Annotated in this window: 18 protein-coding genes; 9 read left to right on the top strand and 9 right to left on the bottom strand. The window is 45.1% G+C overall.

Annotation, left to right across the window (positions count from 1 at the left end):
- Positions 1-38 precede the first annotated feature (38 nt).
- From MP3633_RS16455 to MP3633_RS16445, 3 genes are all read left to right on the top strand, one after another.
- Entirely contained in the window at positions 39-548 is a 510-nt protein-coding gene (locus MP3633_RS16455) for a TRAP transporter small permease (RefSeq protein ID WP_112141334.1), read from the top strand.
- Positions 545-1,831, top strand: a complete 1,287-nt coding sequence (locus MP3633_RS16450) for a TRAP transporter large permease (protein WP_112141332.1) — start codon at positions 545-547, stop codon at positions 1,829-1,831. Before MP3633_RS16455 ends, MP3633_RS16450 begins: the two co-directional genes overlap by 4 nt.
- A 123-nt stretch (positions 1,832-1,954) precedes the next feature.
- Entirely contained in the window at positions 1,955-3,283 is a 1,329-nt protein-coding gene (locus MP3633_RS16445; protein WP_176336824.1) for an IS4 family transposase, read from the top strand.
- A 55-nt stretch (positions 3,284-3,338) separates the two neighbouring features.
- Here MP3633_RS16445 and MP3633_RS16440 read toward each other — a convergent pair whose 3' ends face one another.
- The 9 genes from MP3633_RS16440 to MP3633_RS16405 form a co-directional block, all read right to left on the bottom strand.
- Entirely contained in the window at positions 3,339-4,367 is a 1,029-nt protein-coding gene (locus MP3633_RS16440) for an LPP20 family lipoprotein (protein ID WP_176336344.1), read from the bottom strand.
- Between the two features lie 2 nt (positions 4,368-4,369).
- Positions 4,370-4,996 (bottom strand): penicillin-binding protein activator LpoB, encoded by a 627-nt coding sequence (locus tag MP3633_RS16435; protein WP_176336343.1) that lies wholly within the window; start codon positions 4,994-4,996, stop codon positions 4,370-4,372.
- A 54-nt stretch (positions 4,997-5,050) separates the two neighbouring features.
- Complete coding sequence (locus MP3633_RS16430) at positions 5,051-6,718, bottom strand: COG3014 family protein (protein ID WP_176336342.1); 1,668 nt, start codon at positions 6,716-6,718, stop codon at positions 5,051-5,053.
- A gap of 1 nt (position 6,719) precedes the next feature.
- A complete protein-coding gene (locus MP3633_RS19050; protein ID WP_275426914.1) occupies positions 6,720-6,842 on the bottom strand; it encodes a hypothetical protein in 123 nt (40 codons plus the stop codon).
- 101 nt (positions 6,843-6,943) lie between these two features.
- Positions 6,944-7,426, bottom strand: a complete 483-nt coding sequence (gene secB / locus MP3633_RS16425) for a protein-export chaperone SecB (protein WP_176336341.1) — start codon at positions 7,424-7,426, stop codon at positions 6,944-6,946.
- A 42-nt stretch (positions 7,427-7,468) separates the two neighbouring features.
- A complete protein-coding gene (grxC, locus tag MP3633_RS16420) occupies positions 7,469-7,723 on the bottom strand; it encodes a glutaredoxin 3 (RefSeq protein WP_176336340.1) in 255 nt (84 codons plus the stop codon).
- Between the two features lie 11 nt (positions 7,724-7,734).
- Positions 7,735-8,154, bottom strand: coding sequence for a rhodanese-like domain-containing protein (locus MP3633_RS16415; protein ID WP_239495615.1), 420 nt, complete (start codon positions 8,152-8,154; stop codon positions 7,735-7,737).
- Between the two features lie 162 nt (positions 8,155-8,316).
- Positions 8,317-9,120 (bottom strand): DUF1338 domain-containing protein, encoded by an 804-nt coding sequence (locus tag MP3633_RS16410; protein ID WP_176336339.1) that lies wholly within the window; start codon positions 9,118-9,120, stop codon positions 8,317-8,319.
- 112 nt (positions 9,121-9,232) lie between these two features.
- On the bottom strand, positions 9,233-10,087 hold the full coding sequence (locus MP3633_RS16405) for a LysR family transcriptional regulator (protein ID WP_112141313.1): 855 nt from the start codon (positions 10,085-10,087) through the stop codon (positions 9,233-9,235).
- Between the two features lie 177 nt (positions 10,088-10,264).
- Between MP3633_RS16405 and amaB the strand changes: the two genes are divergently transcribed.
- From amaB to MP3633_RS16375, 6 genes are all read left to right on the top strand, one after another.
- Positions 10,265-11,809 (top strand): L-piperidine-6-carboxylate dehydrogenase, encoded by a 1,545-nt coding sequence (gene amaB / locus MP3633_RS16400; protein WP_176336338.1) that lies wholly within the window; start codon positions 10,265-10,267, stop codon positions 11,807-11,809.
- 82 nt (positions 11,810-11,891) lie between these two features.
- Positions 11,892-13,163 (top strand): NAD(P)/FAD-dependent oxidoreductase, encoded by a 1,272-nt coding sequence (locus tag MP3633_RS16395; RefSeq protein WP_176336337.1) that lies wholly within the window; start codon positions 11,892-11,894, stop codon positions 13,161-13,163.
- 135 nt (positions 13,164-13,298) lie between these two features.
- Positions 13,299-14,189: a LysR substrate-binding domain-containing protein gene (locus tag MP3633_RS16390; RefSeq protein WP_176336336.1), complete on the top strand. Its 891-nt coding sequence runs from the start codon at positions 13,299-13,301 to the stop codon at positions 14,187-14,189.
- Between the two features lie 124 nt (positions 14,190-14,313).
- The gene (gpmI, locus tag MP3633_RS16385) at positions 14,314-15,843 is read left to right on the top strand and encodes a 2,3-bisphosphoglycerate-independent phosphoglycerate mutase (protein ID WP_176336335.1); all 1,530 of its coding nucleotides are present in this window, start codon (positions 14,314-14,316) and stop codon (positions 15,841-15,843) included.
- A 7-nt stretch (positions 15,844-15,850) separates the two neighbouring features.
- Positions 15,851-16,990 carry a murein hydrolase activator EnvC family protein gene (locus tag MP3633_RS16380; RefSeq protein WP_176336334.1) on the top strand — a complete coding sequence of 380 codons (1,140 nt, stop codon included), beginning with the start codon at positions 15,851-15,853 and terminating at the stop codon, positions 16,988-16,990.
- A gap of 52 nt (positions 16,991-17,042) precedes the next feature.
- Complete coding sequence (locus MP3633_RS16375) at positions 17,043-18,320, top strand: S41 family peptidase (RefSeq protein WP_176336333.1); 1,278 nt, start codon at positions 17,043-17,045, stop codon at positions 18,318-18,320.
- Positions 18,321-18,338 lie beyond the last annotated feature (18 nt).

The raw sequence follows: 18,338 nt of genomic DNA, 5'->3' as shown, positions 1-18,338 counted from the left end.
TAGATATGACCAAGAGTTGTGGTAGTTGGAGAGTAGTAATGAAGGTAATAGCTCAAATAATAGAGCGCATTACGCATGGAATGCACTTATTGGGTGGGATGTTTCTAATCACTATGATGGTGATTACCTTGTTTGATGTCTTTACCCGAGGTTTGTTTTCGATGACGGATGGTGCCGTAGATTTGACTATCCTTGGTGGCATCGAGTTGGTGAAATACAGTTTACTATTTACTGTGCTCTTCATTCTTCCGCACTCTGTTAGCCGTTCACAGGTCATTGTTGACCTGTTTACGGAACGGCTTCAAGCGAGAACAAAAAAAGTACTCGAAGCGGTTTATATACTTTGCTTTGGTTTAATGGGAATTGGTATGAGCTACAGTTTTTATCATTTGGTTGATGAAGCGGCAATGAGTTATGAAACGACCCAGGATCTATTGATCCCATTAACGTATTTTTATGCCGCGGCTTGTTTCGCAACATTTATGCTTGCTGTTTCGGCCGTGATGCACGCGTTGCAGTTATTATTTTCTGAAAAGGCAGAGTCATGAGTACTTCGATGATTGGTGTTGTCTGTATTGCCGTCATGTTGCTGCTAATCGTACTGCGTGCTCCTATCGCATTGACGATGGCGTTGGCGGGCTTTGTTGGATTTGGTTGGATTGTTGCTTTCGATCCTGCTATTTCCATTCTCGCTAGCGGCCCTTTTGAAACGCTGTCTAATTACAGCTTTAGCCCTATTCCTATGTTTATTCTGATGGGGGTATTTGCTTCAAAATCCGGTATGTCGCAAGAACTATTCCAAGGCGCAAGAGCGATGTTTGGTAGTTGGCGTGGCGGCATGGCGTTGGCCGCAGTCACTTCTTGCGGTATTTTCTCTGCTATTTCTGGTTCATCCATGGCGACGGCAGCCAGTATGTCTCGTGTTGCGTTGCCAGAGATGGAAAAGAATGGTTATGCGCCAACCTTGGCGACGGGTGTGTTAGCCGCGGGTGGTACCTTAGGCATCATGATTCCACCTTCTATTGCGTTGTTATTGTACGCCCTGATAACCGAGCAATCGGTGGGGGCAATGTTCATGGCTGGCGTGATACCCGGTTTGCTTGGGTTGGTGATGTACGGACTTACCGTCGCTGTTTTGGTTATTGTGTTTCCTAATATTGCTCAACCTGGAAAGGCAACCACGTTAAAAGAAAAATTTCTTGGTCTTAAGGGGTTAGTGCCTTTCACTGGCGTGTTTGTGTTCATTATTGGTGGTATTTACAGCGGTTGGTTTACGCCAACAGAAGCTTCTGCCGTCGGTGCGGCAGCAACCTTGTTAATTGCCCTTGTACGAGGCATGCGCTTTGAACAGTTTAAAGACGCGGTGGGTGAAACGTTAGTGATGTCTGCGATGATCTTTTTTATGATCATTGGTGCTGAAATTTTTGGTTATTTTCTCTCCGTATCTCGTATTTCGTTTTCCTTGGTTGAGTACGTAGACAGTCTGCACTTAGGGCCTTACATGATACTGCTCTGTGTCTTAATTCTGTTTATGGTACTGGGTTGCGTCATGGACAGTATCGCTATGTTGCTGCTGACGGTGCCTGTTGTTTATCCATTGATAGAAGCCGCTGGTTTTGATCCTATTTGGTTTGGTATTGTAGCGGTTATCACGGTGGAACTAGGTTTGATTACCCCGCCCGTTGGCATGAATGTATTTGTCATTAAGTCGGTGGCCCCCCATATATCCATTGGTGATATGTATAAAGGGGTAATGCCATTTGTGATTGCTGATTTGCTGCGTTTAGCGCTTATTGTGGCCTTTCCGATACTGGCCATTGGCTTGGTATAACAGACGATCTTAGAATGTAAAAACGGCGCCTACGGGCGTAATACTGTTCACTTAAGGGTTGAATTTAATTGAACAGTCTCAGAAAATCCGATTAGGCTTTCTTAATCGGATTTTTTTGTGTCTATTCAGCAGTTACTTCTTAGCATCGATGAACTTCATTCATTCTCAGATCACTCGACCTTCACCCAGAATATTCCTGTTGAATGGATCGAGTCTGCATTAACCCTTTCTTCAAAAGCGAGCATCAGACGACGACGTCTACCTGAAGATCAAGTTCTTTGGCTAGTGTTAGGTATGGCTCTTTTTCGGGATGAAGCGATCGAAGAAGTGGCGAGACGCTTAAATATTTGTTCGGAAGGATTAGCGTCGGAGCAGCTCCTTGCCAAAAGTGGCGTATCTCAAGCGAGGCAGCGCCTTGGTTCTGATCCTATGCAGTGGCTTTTTCAGCGTACAGGTGAACATTGGGCCAATGAGCGATTTGCTCAGGATGATTGGCAAGGGCTGCAAGTATTCGCAATAGATGGTGTCGTTTTTCGCACCCCGGACACACCAGAGTTACGAGAACACTTCGGTAGCGCTAGCAATACAACCGTCAAGCAAAGCGCCTATCCGTTATTGCGTTGTGTCGCTCTGATGAATACGCATTCTCACATTATTCTAGATACTCAGATTGGACGTTATCGAAAAGCTGAAACGCCATTAGCTGAAGCTATGTTAGATAAAATTCCTGATCGCAGTATCACACTCCTAGATCGAAATTTTTGGAGTGCTAATCTCATGCATACCTTGATGAACGGAGGGAATAAACGACACTGGTTAATCCCAAAACGCAGCAATACTGTGTATGAGGTCATTGAAGAATACGGAGACGGTGATGCGTTATGGCGTATGAAAGTCTCCCCACAAGCACGCAAAAAGAACCCCAGTCTGCCTGAATACTGGGATGCACGAGCCATAACCTATGACGTTCAAGGTAAAGCTAAGACGGTACTGACATCACTTCCTATCAGTAACTATCCTGCTGACAAGATTGCTCAGTTGTATCATCAGCGATGGGAAATTGAACTGGGATTTCGTGACATCAAATCTTCCATGCTTAACAACGCCATTACGTTGCGCAGTAAGAAAGTCGATTTAATCTATCAAGAAATGTGGGGGATGCTACTGGCATACAACATCGTGCGTCGAGAGGCGAGTCATGCGGCGGCATCACATGGTCAACGAGCGAGCGATGTGCGTTTTAAAATGGCGTTTACTTTTATTGCTTCCAACTTGATCGTGATGGCAGCGGCTAAGCCAGAATCGAAGACAGGAATGCGCCTTAAGGAGCTAAGGTCTGGGGTGTGTAATTTGTTTTTGGAGAGAAAGAAAGCGAGGCCTAATCGGCCTCGCGTGGTGAAGCAATCAAAGACGAGATATCCGGTATCTCGTAATGCTGTTCCGCTTAAGTGAACAGCATTAGCCTACGGGCGTCGTTTTTTTGTTTATAGGGTTGAGATTGACAGGGTTAGTCTAATCGAGTTAACCAAGTAAACATGGCTTCAATTGCTTGATTTGACCAGTTGACAGTGGCTTGCTCTCGAGCACTACTCAGATTCTTAGCAATGCCTCTGGCACTCACTGTCCAAGAAGCAAGGCGCGAGCCTGTTGGGTCAATGAGTTCCAGCGTGCCGTCTTCGAACACATAAAAGCGACCATCTTGAGTTTCATGGTGTTGCAGTGTACGACTATTTAGCGTGAAGATAGAATTCGCTTTTGGTGTTAATCCAAACCGCGATAACGCGCTGGCCAATGCATCCGCTTGTTTTGTTGTTGAAGCATCAAAACCAAAGCTGACTAGAGCGCGACTCAATTGCCGTTCTATATTTTGAATATCGTCGTCGGCTCTTCCCGCTAAGGTTCGTTCAGTTGAATAAAGACTCAATTCTTCTTCGTAGGCCTTGCGCTGGGCAAAGTGTGGAATAAGCTGCATGTAGATTTGCCAATCTTGTACGGCAGGAAGTTGGGACGCCTTGGTGCTTAGCAAAGACGCTTGCTGACGAATTACGTCGTCGGTATCACTAATGGCGATTTTTAACTTGGCGACAATGCGCGTGCGATCAATCGATTGCAGTGCGTAGACGTAGTTTTTTCCAGCGTAGCGTTTTTCATTGATCGCTTGTTCTAGCTCAATCGGTGATGTTGTTATCTGAGTGTAAGCGGTTTGTACCTTGGAAACCTGTTCTCCGCCTTGTCCTGATCTCACCTGGGTGTCTTGCGTATTGACTTGACTCACCTGAGTACGCAGCTGTTGCGCAATTTGAATATTGCCATTTTGCTCGGCTTGGGTAAAAGCCAGAGCAATGTTTTCAATGCGCGACGCACTGCCGACACCATACAAATGTGTGCTGTCCTGTGGTGGAGACGACACCCAGCTCGGCATCGTCTCTTCCGCTTGGTTGGATTTTGTATTGAAGCCTAAACACCCAGTCAGACTGAGCAATAGACCCGTGATCATCATCCAATTTAAAGACGTAGGAAGGACGGAGAATGTCATGGTTAGAAAAAGCCTTTATCAGCCAATTTTTTGAGTTTCTTCTGACCATTCCATACTTCACGATTGGTCGTCATATCAATCAATTTCAAATCGACTTGGTAGAAGCTCACGCGTTGGTCGCCATTTGAATCAACAATGGAGTTGATCGTGCCAGATAAGGCAAAACCAGCGCCTTGTTCTAGGCCAAATTTAGCAACGGTATCGGGTGCGGCGTTTAGCGCTTGTTCTTCTCGCTCGCTACGAACTTCATCTCGTTCTGCACCGGAAACAACAAAGTCGACTTTACCGGCACGCAACAAACTGCGCTTGATGTCATTAATAAAGGTATCAACAGGAATGTGCTCAGAGGTTTTGTTACGTATCGTCTGCACAATAACAGTTGGGTTGCCTTTGTTGCTGAAATTGTAATCACGAAACCATGGGAACGTCAGCATGTCGCCCATCATTTCTTCTGCGACTAAGCGGGAGTCTGTATCATTCCAACGGTCAGACAGCATGACATCTTCGTTAGTGTCTAGACGTTTTACGCTGCCAGAACACGCCGCTAATAGTACAGTCATACAGACAGTGACAAGCCCCTTCCATGACAGAGTGATCCATTTAGACTGATTTAGTTTATCAATATGCATAATGTTTTCCTTACGTCCGTTTTAGCCTGATGCCAAGCTGTTAGTGTAATCAATTTAATAAGGGTTGCGTAGATTCCAAAGTTTAATTTTATTTGCTTCTAAGTTGATCTTACCCAGAGAGAATTGTTTTTGATTGACGTTATAGTCTGGCGCGTATTCGCCCGGTGGCAATGGCTCTCTTGTCAGTCTTACTTGCGCTGGAAGTGTGAGCCAATTTCGTGTGTCCGCCGCGGACGATGCAAACACAGCCACTTGCCCAATGAGGTTCAAAATCAAGCTGGCGCTTTCATCTTTAACATTTGCCGTGAGTTGATACGTTAACCAGCTGCGTAACAACTCTCTTGTTAGGCCTTCGTAAATATCTCTCTGCGCTTGTGCTAGTTGTTCTTGGAAGGCAATGTCAGCAAGAGACGTCATTCTTAAGCTGTGACTTGTGTCTGTCATAGCTGGTCCGTTCGTTTTTAACCTTGGTTGATGCTGGTCCAAGGTGAAACGACGATAGTATGGCACGGTAACGCGTATGGGTTGTTGCGCCAGGAGTTTATCTACGTTCGCGGCGCTAAGTTGCTGCCAAACAGGACGACCAAGAATAACGCGTTTGGTAAAGATGCCGGAGAAAGTGCCCCATGCACCGCCCGCTTTGTAATTAGCGATCAAGTTCAGTGGATTGATGTCGGCATATACCATGGTAAACCAACGAAATGAATCATTTGTCTGCGTTGTTCCGCCGCCGTGAAGCGGCTCTAACACTAAAGAGTACGCCCGAGGATCTGAGAACAGTAATAAGGTCATTTCGCTTTTGTCAGGAATAAACCCTTGGTGTTCTAAAATGACCAGTTCCGCATCACCAGTGTGGTATTGCTTGAGCGTTTCTTGCATGTCGGGAGAAAGTTTATCTTTTATTTTTTGCTGTATTTCGCTTTGGCTAAAACCCCCTTTTTGCATCATACGAATGGTGTCTAACCAGGCTCGTTCAGCGGTCGTGCTGGGCAAGTCGTATTGCTTTGCGTAACCGTCTTCATACAAATTCGCGGCCTTTTGATAACTGATACGAGCGTCGTCGTATTCGCTATTAATCTCGTATTGTAGCCCCTCCATGTAACGCGCCCACGCGTCATCACGATAGAGAAATTTGTCCGTGTCTCTTCCGCCAGTGTAGAAGTTACCCAACCAGCTCAATGCTTTCATGTAAAAAGCTTGGTTTTCTTTGGCGTTGAGATCTTGATAGCTGGGATTTTGTGCGCGGATTTCATTGAGTTTGATGTCAATGCGACGTACTTCAACCACGGCGGCGTCGTTCAATTGGCGTTTTTTAGCGGTGTTTTTTTCTTGCTCCGCCAGCGCGAGGTAGTTCATGGACTTGAGGTAACTGATATAAATGCGTTCCATGCCGCTACCACGATAGTCGCTTTGTCTTGGGTTGCTCAATAAGGCCCAGGAGCGATTAGAAAAATTTTCTTGGAAGAAGGTATCACTTAATCTTTCGGCTTGTTCGAGTAGGGTGTTACTGCGCTCATAATCCCCTTGATTTTGGGCAAGAGCGCCAATTTCCATGTAATAGAGTAGCTTGTCTTGAGAATTGTCTAGAACACCTTCTAATTTATCCTCGGCTTTTTTCCATTCACCTTCTTTCGCTAAGCTTAATCCAGCATCAATGTCCTGCTTGTAAGTAGCACAGCCAGCTAGAAAACTGATACTTAAGCAAAGAAAGAACCACCTCACATTACATTCCTTTTTCTAAAAACTGATTGGCGACCAATATGGCAAGCAGAGCAAAGCAGCCTAGGTAAAGTAGTAACCAGCGGGCTTTAAGGCAGTTAGGGCAAGGTTTTTTTTTCTTTTTCATCACAGCTTCCATTTGTACTGATGATATTAAAAGGCGATCTTTGGCTATTATGCAATAAAAAAGGAGGCACGTGGCCTCCTTTTTTCATCACTCAATGGTTTCTATTGAGTTGTTTCAGCTTGTTGCTTTTGTAGGCTTTCTAGATACAGCGCATCAAAGTTGATTGGCGCAAGCATAAGGGCTGGGAAGCTGCCTTTAACAACAATCGCATCGATGTTTTCACGAGCATATGGAAACAAGGTTGCTGGGCAGAAAGCGCCTAGAGCATGATGTAATTGCTGCTCATCAAGACCAGAAACAACAAACAGACCGCCTTGTTGAATTTGTACTAGATAACCCGTTTGGCCGCTGTTTTTAACCGTAACAGTAATTTCTAGTACGATTTCATAAACACTTTCGCCTACTTGGCGGCTTTTTGTGTTCAATTCTAAGCCAACTTCTGGTTTCCATTCTTCTTGGAAAATCATCGGTGAGCGAGGCGATTCAAAAGAAATGTCTTTTAAGAAAACACGTTGCATAGACAGTTGTGGTGTTTGAGCTTCTTGTGTTTCAGTTGCAGCGTTTACTTCAGTTGTATCAGACATTGTTGCTCCTTTCTTTATTATAAGAATATTATATTTGCGCCACTATTGGGCAAGTAAAGTATCGAGTTTTTGTTCGCGTTCAAGAGCATACAGATCGTCACAACCACCAATGTGTCGTTCGCCAATCCAGATTTGCGGAACAGAGGTACGCCCACTTTTTTCAGTCATTTGTTGACGAACTTCACGTTTTCCGTCGACACGAATTTCGTTGAATGCAACATTCTTAGCAGATAGCAGCTGTTTTGCTCTTACGCAAAATGGACAGTAATCGCTTGAGTAGATAGTGACAGTGGACATAATCTTTTCTTTTACCCTTTAACCAGTGGCAGATTAGATGATTGCCATTCAGCAATGCCGCCTTGAAGTTTATATACCTTAGTGAAGCCTGCCTTTTTCAAGTCTTTTGCACTTGCACCGGAGGTGACACCAGATTTGCATACTATGATGATTGGGGCGTCTTTGTGTTTCTCAAGACGTGTTTGATTTTCTTTCATCTTAGTAGCAGGGATGTTTAATGCGCCAGTGATGTGGCCAGCGTTGAATTCTTTTTCAGGACGAATGTCGACAACAACAGCGTCTTCGCTGTTCATTAAGTTGGTGGCTGCTGAAGGTGTTAACCCCTGTGCACCGCCCTTGCTTTCAACAAATAGTAGTGTGGCAAGAATCGCTAAAAAGATGGCGACCATTTCCCAGTGGTTGATAGAAAATTCGATAAGTTGGTTAATCATAATAGTAAAGCCCATATTTAAACTGCCAGCATTATACACGCCGAGTGGAATCGGTACATAGTCTCAGACAAAGGTGACAAATATATGATGGGATGAGTAAGGAAATGAGAGAGAAATCGAATCATAACGGGCCCTTAAGGGCTCGTTATGATGTTGGGTATTTTACTTTGTGTTGGTGGAGTCAAAGATCTTATCGGCATTACCTTCGATAAAGCTGTCAAATAGATTGCCGTCTGCCATGAAGTGGCGTCGAGCGAATTCATAAAAACAGCTTGGAATGGTTTTTTGTTTGCCATCGGCGAAGGTGTAATCCACTTTGTCGGCCATGGTTGAAGACTGTTCCAAGAATGATTGAGGTGTACCTTTAACTAAGCCTCCCACTTGATTTAACGCATAACCTTCATCGATAAGCATTTGGTTAACGGCTTCGATGGTTGGGTATTTCTTAAGATGGTTGATGCTGACGGTAAAGTGGTTCGCTTGTAATCCCATAGTGGATAACCAAGCTGCGTATTCACTGTGTTCCGCCAAGGCAAGATAGTCGGCTTCTGTTGGCGTTTGCCATAATTTTCCTGCCCAGAAAACAGCTGGAGATTGCACCGCATCGGCTGGGATTTGTGCGATGAATTTCCCGATAATGTCTTGGCAGTGCGGTGGCAATTCTTCTACCAATAATTCAGAGAGGAAAATCTTTGGGGAGTCCGCATCGGTTTTGTGTTTATAGCAGCGAGCTTTGAGGTGCTTACTCTCAAAAATAAAAGCACCGTACGCTTTGTAACCGATGGCTTCGAGTTGAGGCTCTAGTTTTTCCAAAGAGATTGGCGAATTATTAAAGGTACGAAAGGCCACATGGTCGTTTAATACGGTTTCGCCATGGCTTTCAAAAAGTTGCTGAATACGCTGAGCTTGTGGTGTGATTTGAGTGTAACTGTTCCACAAAGCACTAAAAAAATCAGAAGGTGTCATAGGGTTTCCCATAATGGCTTGAAGTCGTTTAAGTTACTTTAGTGCAGTGATGAGCGGTAATGCAAAAGGTAAAAATGCATTTCATGATGCATAAAAGTATTACGAGTCGCCTTTATGCTGGGTTCTTGTTGACTAATAACTGCTGTTTGGCCGTTAAAATAGTATTGATAAGGTGTGCTGGGAAGCTGCGCTCTTTTTTATGCGCTAAGCCCACAACCCGTTTTAATTTCACATCGTTAAGTGGCCGTAGACAAAGATCGCTACGCCCTCGAGACGAATGCTCGGGAATCAAGGATATGCCTAAACCTGCTGCGACCAAGTCCAGCGCATATTCCTCGGTTTTCACCTGCGCGCGAACATCCGTGGTGAGCTCTTGTTTTTGCATGAGATAGTTCCACGATTCCAAAATGTCACAGGGCGTACGAGATATGAAAGGCTGCTTGTCTATTTGTTTGATAGAAATAGAAGGAAAGTCGGCTAGCCAATGATCCAACGGCATGGCGATGACATAGTCGTCCTCCCAAAGAGGATAAAACACATCTTCGTCTGAGGTGTACCGGCTGCAAGTAAAGCGCAGATCGGCGCTTTCGGATTCATCGACCAGTTTCAGCGTTAAACCTGACACTTCATCCAACATGGTTTTGATTACTTGGCTGATCAATGCACCCGACAAAAAAGGCGTAAGTGAAATCGACAGTGCCAATGGCGCGGGTGAATCGATAAACAAGCTGCGCATCGCGCTGAGATCGCTGACCATTTTGCACGCATGAGGATACAGTTGTGAACCGCTGTCCGTCGGAGAAACGCCCTTAGAGTGCCTTACAAAAAGCTTGGTGCTTAAGTCGGCTTCCAGTTGCGCCACGGTGGTAGATATAGAGGGCTGAGCAACGAAACAGCGTTTGGCGGCAGCGCTCAGACTGCGTTCCTCATATACGGCGATAAAGTAGCGTAATGACCGAATGTCCATGGTAAAAGCCTTCTATTTTTCGAGTAACGTCTTTCTAAATACCTATAGGAGTATGGGGTAAGCTATAGGAAAAAACTAGACCACTGGCAGGAAAACGGTATTTCTCATTATCGTATGAGCTGGTTATGGTGGAGGGAGTAGAATTTCACTTAATAAACTAATCTTAAGAGGTTTCACATGTCATTAGCTTGCTTAGACACATTGGGTATTAATACTCTAAAACAGGGCGACACCTTTTTCAGTGTGTTAACGGGTAATACGAAGTCGTTAGGGAAAGGCAGCGTCTTTTCTGCTCATAGCCCAATTGATGGTGCTAAATTGTCTACGTTCAATAATGCTACGCCTGCTCAACTTGAAGCGGTGAACGTGGAATTAAAAGACGCATTTAAAGTACTGCGTACTATTCCAGCACCACGTCGCGGTGAATTGGTTCGTCGTATTGGTGACGAAGCACGCAAATACAAACATGAATTGGCGCAAGTAATTTCCCTTGAAGCTGGCAAAATTCTTCCTGAAGCATTGGGCGAAGTACAAGAGTGGATCGACGTGTGTGACTTTGCAGTCGGTCAATCTCGTATGTTGCACGGTTTGTCTATTGTGTCTGAACGTCCAGGACATCGCATGATGGAGCAATGGCACCCACTTGGTCCTGTTGCTGTGATCACGGCGTTTAACTTCCCGATGGCTGTTTGGGCATGGAATACCATGCTTGGCTTGGTTTGTGGCGACCCTGTGTTGTTGAAACCGTCTGAAAAAGCGCCTTTGTGTGCGTTGGCTATGTACCAAATTGCACAAAATGTGATTGCTGATATGCCAGATATTCCGAAAGCAGCGGTGTCTGTAATGATTGGTGATCGTGAGCTTGGCGAAGCCATTGCGGCGAGCGAAACGTTCCCACTGGTTTCTGCAACGGGTTCTACCGTGATGGGTCGTGCTGTTGCGAAAACAGTGGCTGGTCGTCTTGGTCGTTCTTTATTAGAGCTTGGTGGCAACAATGCGATGATCGTTTCTAAGACTGCTGACCTTGATCTTGCATTGCGTGCGATCGTCTTTTCTGCGGCAGGAACAGCGGGTCAACGTTGTACCACGTTACGTCGTCTGATTACCCACGAAAGTGTGGTTGATGGTTTGGTTGCAAGTTTGGCTAAATCCTATGGTTCTCTTCGTGTGGGTAATCCATTAGTCGACGGAAATCTAGTTGGACCGTTAATCGACGAAAGAAGTTTTGACACTATGCAAGCGGCATTGGAAACGGCGAAACAACAAGGTGGCAAAGTCATTTGTGGCGGCGAGCGCGTAACAGAAGGTGTTCCGGCTGGTGGTTTTTATGTGAAGCCTGCGATTGTTCGTATTGCTCATGATGCACCGATTGTTCATGAAGAAACGTTTGCACCGATTATGTATGTATTGACGTACAGCACCTTTGAAGAAGCGATTGAAATTCAGAACGAAGTACCACAAGGTTTGTCTTCTGCTGTGTTTACGGAAAGTATGCGTGAAGCTGAATTGTTTATGGCGCCGGCTGGTTCTGATTGTGGTATTGCTAACGTCAATATCGGTACGTCAGGTGCAGAAATTGGTGGCGCGTTCGGTGGAGAGAAAGATACTGGTGGTGGTCGTGAATCGGGTTCCGATGCATGGAGAAACTACATGCGTCGTACCACTAATACGGTGAACTATGGCGGTGATTTGCCATTGGCTCAAGGTATTGTTTTCGAGTAATAGTCCCTTGTACGGCTCGGCGAATGCTGAGTCGTGCTTTGCGTTTTGATTGTCTGCGATGGTCGCTTCAGAGGTGGTCGTTATGTCTAAATTGTTATGTGATTCCTTGTGGCGAGCGAGTGCGCCAGCGGCGCCTGTATTAACGTCATTAGAAGGGCGTTTAGAGGTTGATGTGGTTATCGTCGGCGGTGGCTTTACCGGATTGTCGGCGGCACTGCATATGGCGAAATTAGGGATATCGGTAGCCGTTGTTGAAGCGCAGGAAGTTGGTTTTGGCGGTTCTGGCCGAAATGTCGGTCTTGCCAATGCCGGACTATGGTTAGAGCCGGATCAGCTTGATAAAACCATTGGTGCGGAGGCAGGCAAGATACTCTATGACGCGCTGGCGGTTGCGCCTGATTATGTTTATGGCTTGATCGATGAATACGGCATTGAATGCGAGGCAACACGTCATGGCACCTTGCATGCCGGCGTAGGTAAAGCTGGACTGGTGCAATTAGAACGACGTTATGAACAATTGGTTCGCCGTGGTGCGCCTGTGCAATTATTGAACGCGTCGGAAGCTCAGTCTCGTATTGGTTCTGGGAAGTTCAATTCCGCATTGTTTGATCCGCGAGCGGGCACCATTCAACCTCTGGCGTATGCCCGAGGGTTAGCTGACGCGGCGCTGAAAGAAGGCGCAAAACTATTTGAATTTTCTCCGGTTAATAAGATCGAGCCAACACCAGATGGTTGGGCAATTCACACCGATGCTGGTGAAGTACACGCTGAAAAAGTTATTTTGGCGACTAACGCTTACAGCGAACACGGTGTAAAAGAACAAGCGCGTAAATTTGTGCCTATTTTTTATTCTCAGTTGGCAAGTAAGCCGCTGTCTGATGCACAACTAGCGAGTATTCTGCCTAATAAAGAAGGCGTTTGGGATACCTGTACCGTCATGAGCTCTTTTCGTCTTGATAAACAAGGGCGCTTAGTATTTGGCGGCATGGGAGGCGAAGGTAGTGTGTTATCGAACTGGGCCTCTCAACGAGTAAAGGAAATGTACCCGATTCTTAATAAAGTGGAATGGGATTATTGTTGGACAGGAAAAATTGCTTACAGCGAAGACCATTTGCCTCATTGTCAGCAATTACAGAATGGTTTGTTTAGTGTGGCGGGTTACAGTGGTCGAGGCATTGGTCCTGGCACGGTCGTTGGCGCAGAATTAGCCCAATGGTTTGCTGGTCAGCGAGAAAGCTTGTCGATTCCAACTACCTTGCTAAGAGACATACCTTTTAGAGAGTTAAAGCGCATGTTTTATGAGGTGGGTGCACACACCTATCATCTCGGGCAGCAGTCTCATGCTTTAGATTAGTTTGTTGTTTTGAATGGTTTATTAAATTAATAAAACGCATCCTTGTGGTGCGTTTTTTATTTTACTGTTTGGGAATAAGAGTGATGTAAGGTACAGTTATTGTCTCCTGTTTTTTTGTTAATGAGTAACGCCTCCATGCGCCGTTATATCCCATCGTCAACCGCGTTAAAGTGTTTTGAAGCCTCGGTAAGGCACTTAAGTTTTACAAAGGCTGCGGAAGAACTGCACCTGACCCAAAGCGCCGTCAGTCGACAAATTCGAAACCTTGAAGAGTTTTTGTCTCGTGACTTGTTTATACGATTAAATAAACGTCTGGTGCTTACGGGAACCGGGGCTGCGTATTACAAAGAAGTGGTTCCTTTACTTGATGGTATGGAAAACGCCTGCTTGCGCATGCTGCATCGAGAAGACGAGAAAACGACGCTCACCATATCGGCGTTGCCTACCTTAGCGTCTTATTGGTTGATGCCTCGCCTTGCCAAATTTCAACTTGCTAACCCTCAGTTTCAGATTAAAGTCCGTTCATTAGACGATGCCGCGAAGGTCGACCCTGAAAGTATTGATATTATTTTGCATTATGGCGGAGATCATTGGCCGCGAGCGATTTCTCATCAACTGATGCGAGAGCATGTGGTGGCTGTGTGTTCACCGGCGCTATTAGCGCGTATTGGTGATAAAGCCATTGATGAATGGCAAGTTGATGATGTGACGCGTTTTCCATTTCTACATTTATCGTCGCGTATTAATGCGTGGCCGGATTGGATGGTTTCTCAAGGGTTAGAAAGCGGTTCTTTTGCGGGGGCTTCTTTCGCACACTTTCATATGCTGCTGGAAGCCGCCAAAAATGGCATGGGGATTGCGATTATGCCGACTATTTTGGCAGAACGTAGTTTGCAAACAGGCGAGCTGGTGGCGCCTTTTGGTCAAGCGGTTGCCACACCTCATGAATATCTTTTGTCTTATCCTGTCGACAAGGCAGACCTTGAGCAAGTGGTGATTTTTCGAGATTGGTTGTTGGCAAAATAAAATGCGTCGCTGAGGTTCCATTAACGAAACTAATAGCCTTTATAGACGCGCCAACCTGTAACAAAATTACAAGCCTGTGATAGTATCGAGTCATAATCACGATCAATTTACGGGGTAGATTAAGATGAACAAAAAGACCACAGCGCTCTTTATCCTTGATGGATGGGGATACAGCGAGACTTCTAAATCCAATGCCATTGCCGCAGCAAACACACCCAACTGGGACGCACTGTGGAAAAACCATCCTCATACGTTAATTAAAACATCTGGCCTCGCAGTGGGTCTACCTGAAGGCCAAATGGGCAACTCCGAAGTCGGACACATGAATTTGGGCGCTGGTCGTGTTGTTTATCAAAATTTTACTCGTATTGGAAAAGCCATTGAAGATGGCTCTTTTTTTGAAAACGAGGCTCTAGTTAATGCGGTCGATAAAGCGGTTACAGCCGGTAAAGCGGTGCATATTTTAGGCTTGTTGTCTGATGGTGGTGTTCACAGTCATCACGAACAAATTATGGCGATGTGCAAATTAGCAGTAAAACGTGGCGCAAAAGCGGTTTATATTCACGGTTTTACCGACGGTCGAGATACACCACCTCGCTCTGCTAAAACACCAACGGCTGAGCTAGAAGCGAAATTAGCGGAACTGGGTGTCGGCAAAATTGCGACATTAACGGGACGTTATTTTGCGATGGACCGTGACAATCGTTGGGATCGTGTAAAAACGGCTTACGACGCCATTGTATTAGGCAAAGGGGTGTTTCAAGCGAACACCGCGCAAGAAGCGATCCAAGCAGCCTATGACCGTGATGAAAATGACGAGTTTGTAAAAGCGACTGTGGTCGGTGATCCTGCTCCAGTTCAAGATGGTGATGCCATTATCTTTGCTAATTTTCGTCCAGATCGTGCTCGCCAACTCACAAGAGCGTTTACTGACGCTGATTTCGATGGTTTTGAGCGCGCGGTTTATCCGAAGTTTTCGTCATTTGTTACCTTCACAGAGTTTGCGTCAGACATCAAAGCAGATGTCGCCTTTCCTCCGATTGCGTTGAGCAATACGTTAGGTGAAGTATTAGCGAAACAGGGCAAGAAACAGCTTCGGATCGCTGAAACGGAAAAATACGCGCATGTTACGTTCTTCTTTAACGGCGGCGAAGAGGCCTTGTTTGATGGTGAAGAGCGCGAATTGATACCATCACCCAATGTTGCAACATATGATTTACAACCAGAAATGAGCGCGCCAGAAGTCACCGATAAATTAGTTGAAGTTATCGAAGCGGGCAAATACGACACCATCATTTGTAACTTTGCTAATGGCGACATGGTTGGCCACAGCGGTATTTTCTCTGCGGCGGTGAAAGCCGTTGAAGCGGTAGATGCTTGCTTGGGTCGAATTATCAAAGCATTAGAAGTGAACGGAGGTCAGTGTTTGATCACCGCGGATCATGGAAACGTAGAGCAAATGCTAAGTGATGACGGTTCTCAGCCTCTGACATCCCATACTATTGGACCTGTGCCTTTGGTTTTGTTCACTCCTACAAAAGGTGTCGGCATAAAAGAAGGGGCATTGTGTGATCTTGCGCCGACTTTATTGGACATGATGGGAATGGAAAAACCTGTTGAAATGACCGGTGTGAGCTTGCTCACGCACGCCTGAGGCTAGGATGATCTTATTATCTCGTTGCCTTCTTTTATGTTTTTTCTTGCTGTCCAGTGTTGGCTGGGCGGCAGGCGAACCACAAACACCAGAGGAGGCTAAACAGCAAATACAAACATTGCAGAAAGATTTAAAGAAGCTTAATGGTTGGCTGAAGGATCTTAAATCTGAACGTTCTGATGTGGAAAAACAGCTTGAAGGTAAAGAAAAAGACATTCAAGAGCTGCTTAAAAAAATTCAAAGCATTCAAGATGGCTTAAAAAAAGGAGAAAAGCAGCTAGGAGAATTAAGAATTCAGCAGCGCTCTCTTCAGTTAAGTATTCAACAACAAAATGAACAAATAGCCGCCCAATTAAGGGCGGTTTATCGTTCTGGCAATGAAGAAAGCATTAAATTGTTATTGAACGGTGACAGTTCGGAAGATGCTCAGCGTTTGGTGCAATACAATCGTTATTTTTCTAATGCTCGACAGTCTCTGATTAACGGCTTCATCAATGAAGTAAGTGATTTGAATCTTGTTGAGAAAAGCATTCGAAGTCATCGCGCTCAGCAAGCGAGAGAAGAAACGTTATTAAAAGCAGAGCGTAGTCGCCTCACTGGCCAACAGGCAGATCGACGTAACTTGCTGGCCAAGCTAGACAGTGACTTGGCGAAGGGCGATAAACGCTCGAAGCAATTATTGAAAGATCAGCAAAATTTACAAGAAATGCTACAGCGCTTAGAAGAAGTGCTTGCGGACATACAGATTCCTGATCAGGATGTGCCTTTTTCCTCGCAACGTGGCAAGCTCGTCCGTCCTTTAAGAGTGGTTGCTGAGCTGCCTATTGATGGAAGTATTAATTTAGGCGGAGTGACATTACGCGCCAAAGAAGGCGAACCGGTTCATGCTATCTTCCAAGGTCGGGTGGTGTTTTCTGATTGGATGCGAGGTTTCGGCTTTTTACTTATTTTAGACCATGGTGATGGTTACATGTCATTATACGGTTATAATCAAAGCTTGTTAAAAGAAGTGGGTGAATGGGTTGGTGCGAATGATACTGTCGCTATGGCAGGAAGCACAGGTGGCCGCCCCGATACTGCCTTGTTTTTTGCGATTCGCCATAACGGCACGCCATTAAAGCCACTTTCTTGGGTGAACGCTGGTTGATTTACACGACAAACTCAAACCAGCGGCCAGAAAAGAAGTAATAGGAATAAATATGATCAATATACTGCGACAGCACATTCCCTTTTTATTTATGGTGTTATTAGCGCAGCCTGTTTTTTCTGCAGACATCCAAGAAAAATCCATTTTACCGACCGCTGAAATCCAATCTTTTGTTGAAACTTTTGAAACCATTCGTGAAGGTTATGTAGAAGTCTTGTCTGATGAGGATATTCTCAATAAGGCGTTAAAAGGTATGGTATCAGGCCTGGATCCGCATTCAGAGTATTTCACAAAAAGTGAATTGGTTGACTTCAATGAGCTGACTTCCGGAAATTATGCGGGGATTGGTGTAGAAGTTGAAATGAGAGACAACCATTTGATAATCGTTACACCGGTTGATGCTTCGGCGGCAGCGGAAGCGGGAATTTTACCGGGCGATGTTATTATTAAGATTGATAATACGTTAATTACAGATCTGGGCATGCAAGATATTGTGACACTTATGCGTGGTGAAATTGGCACCACAGTGACTTTGGATATTGAGCGCGATGGGGAAGTTAAACACTACGAACTCATACGGCGATTGGTCGAAGATGAAAGTGTTACTGAAAAATGGTTAGACGATGGTATTGCGTATTTTCGTCTCAGTCAGTTCCAAGGTGATAGTGCATCAGAATTTTATCAATCCATTGATAAGCTGGAGCAAGAAAGAACAATTAAAGGCGTTGTTTTAGATTTACGAAACAATCCTGGCGGTGTTTTGCAAAGTGCAGTTGGCGTCGTAGATGCCTTTATTGATAAAGGTATGATTGTTTACACCAACGGTCGCCATGAAATGTCTAAAGGGCAGTTTATGGCAACAAAGGAAAATACCAAACTTGGGACAGTTCCTCTTGTCGTACTTGTAAATGAAGGGTCAGCCTCGGCCTCTGAAATTGTGGCGGGTGCTTTACAAGATCACCAGCGTGCCGTGATTTTAGGTACGGAAACCTTCGGTAAAGGCTCTGTTCAAACGGTGGTTCCATTGTCTAATGGCGATGCGGTAAAGTTAACTACCGCCTTGTACTACACGCCAAATGGCCGCTCCATCCAAGCGCAAGGTATTACGCCTGATCTTGTTGTTCCGCAAGCTACGTTGACGTTCGAAAAGGGGCAATTCTTTATTAAAGAAGCAGAACTTAAAGGGCATTTAGACAACGGTACGGGTGGTAAAGAGCGAACAAGCGCAGATGTGAAATCTGATATTAGTGAGCTCGCACAAACGGATTTCCAGTTATTTCAAGCTGTTACTATTCTGAAAACTCTGCCTAAGCTAGTTCAGAAACAGTAATTTTTAAGTAAACGTATT

The sequence above is a fragment of the Marinomonas primoryensis genome, assembly GCF_013372285.1.
GTDB lineage: Bacteria > Pseudomonadota > Gammaproteobacteria > Pseudomonadales > Marinomonadaceae > Marinomonas > Marinomonas primoryensis.
This window is presented reverse-complemented; position numbering and strand designations above follow the sequence as displayed.

Coding starts and splice junctions, on each gene's coding strand:
- MP3633_RS16455 (WP_112141334.1), top strand. CDS start 39: ATGAAGGTAATAGCTCAAATAATAGAGCGCATTACGCATGGAATGCAC.
- MP3633_RS16450 (WP_112141332.1), top strand. CDS start 545: ATGAGTACTTCGATGATTGGTGTTGTCTGTATTGCCGTCATGTTGCTG.
- MP3633_RS16440 (WP_176336344.1), bottom strand. CDS start 4,367: ATGACATTCTCCGTCCTTCCTACGTCTTTAAATTGGATGATGATCACG.
- MP3633_RS16435 (WP_176336343.1), bottom strand. CDS start 4,996: ATGCATATTGATAAACTAAATCAGTCTAAATGGATCACTCTGTCATGG.
- MP3633_RS19050 (WP_275426914.1), bottom strand. CDS start 6,842: ATGAAAAAGAAAAAAAAACCTTGCCCTAACTGCCTTAAAGCCCGCTGG.
- secB (WP_176336341.1), bottom strand. CDS start 7,426: ATGTCTGATACAACTGAAGTAAACGCTGCAACTGAAACACAAGAAGCT.
- grxC (WP_176336340.1), bottom strand. CDS start 7,723: ATGTCCACTGTCACTATCTACTCAAGCGATTACTGTCCATTTTGCGTA.
- MP3633_RS16415 (WP_239495615.1), bottom strand. CDS start 8,154: ATGATTAACCAACTTATCGAATTTTCTATCAACCACTGGGAAATGGTC.
- MP3633_RS16410 (WP_176336339.1), bottom strand. CDS start 9,120: ATGACACCTTCTGATTTTTTTAGTGCTTTGTGGAACAGTTACACTCAA.
- MP3633_RS16405 (WP_112141313.1), bottom strand. CDS start 10,087: ATGGACATTCGGTCATTACGCTACTTTATCGCCGTATATGAGGAACGC.
- amaB (WP_176336338.1), top strand. CDS start 10,265: ATGTCATTAGCTTGCTTAGACACATTGGGTATTAATACTCTAAAACAG.
- MP3633_RS16395 (WP_176336337.1), top strand. CDS start 11,892: ATGTCTAAATTGTTATGTGATTCCTTGTGGCGAGCGAGTGCGCCAGCG.
- MP3633_RS16390 (WP_176336336.1), top strand. CDS start 13,299: ATGCGCCGTTATATCCCATCGTCAACCGCGTTAAAGTGTTTTGAAGCC.
- gpmI (WP_176336335.1), top strand. CDS start 14,314: ATGAACAAAAAGACCACAGCGCTCTTTATCCTTGATGGATGGGGATAC.
- MP3633_RS16380 (WP_176336334.1), top strand. CDS start 15,851: ATGATCTTATTATCTCGTTGCCTTCTTTTATGTTTTTTCTTGCTGTCC.
- MP3633_RS16375 (WP_176336333.1), top strand. CDS start 17,043: ATGATCAATATACTGCGACAGCACATTCCCTTTTTATTTATGGTGTTA.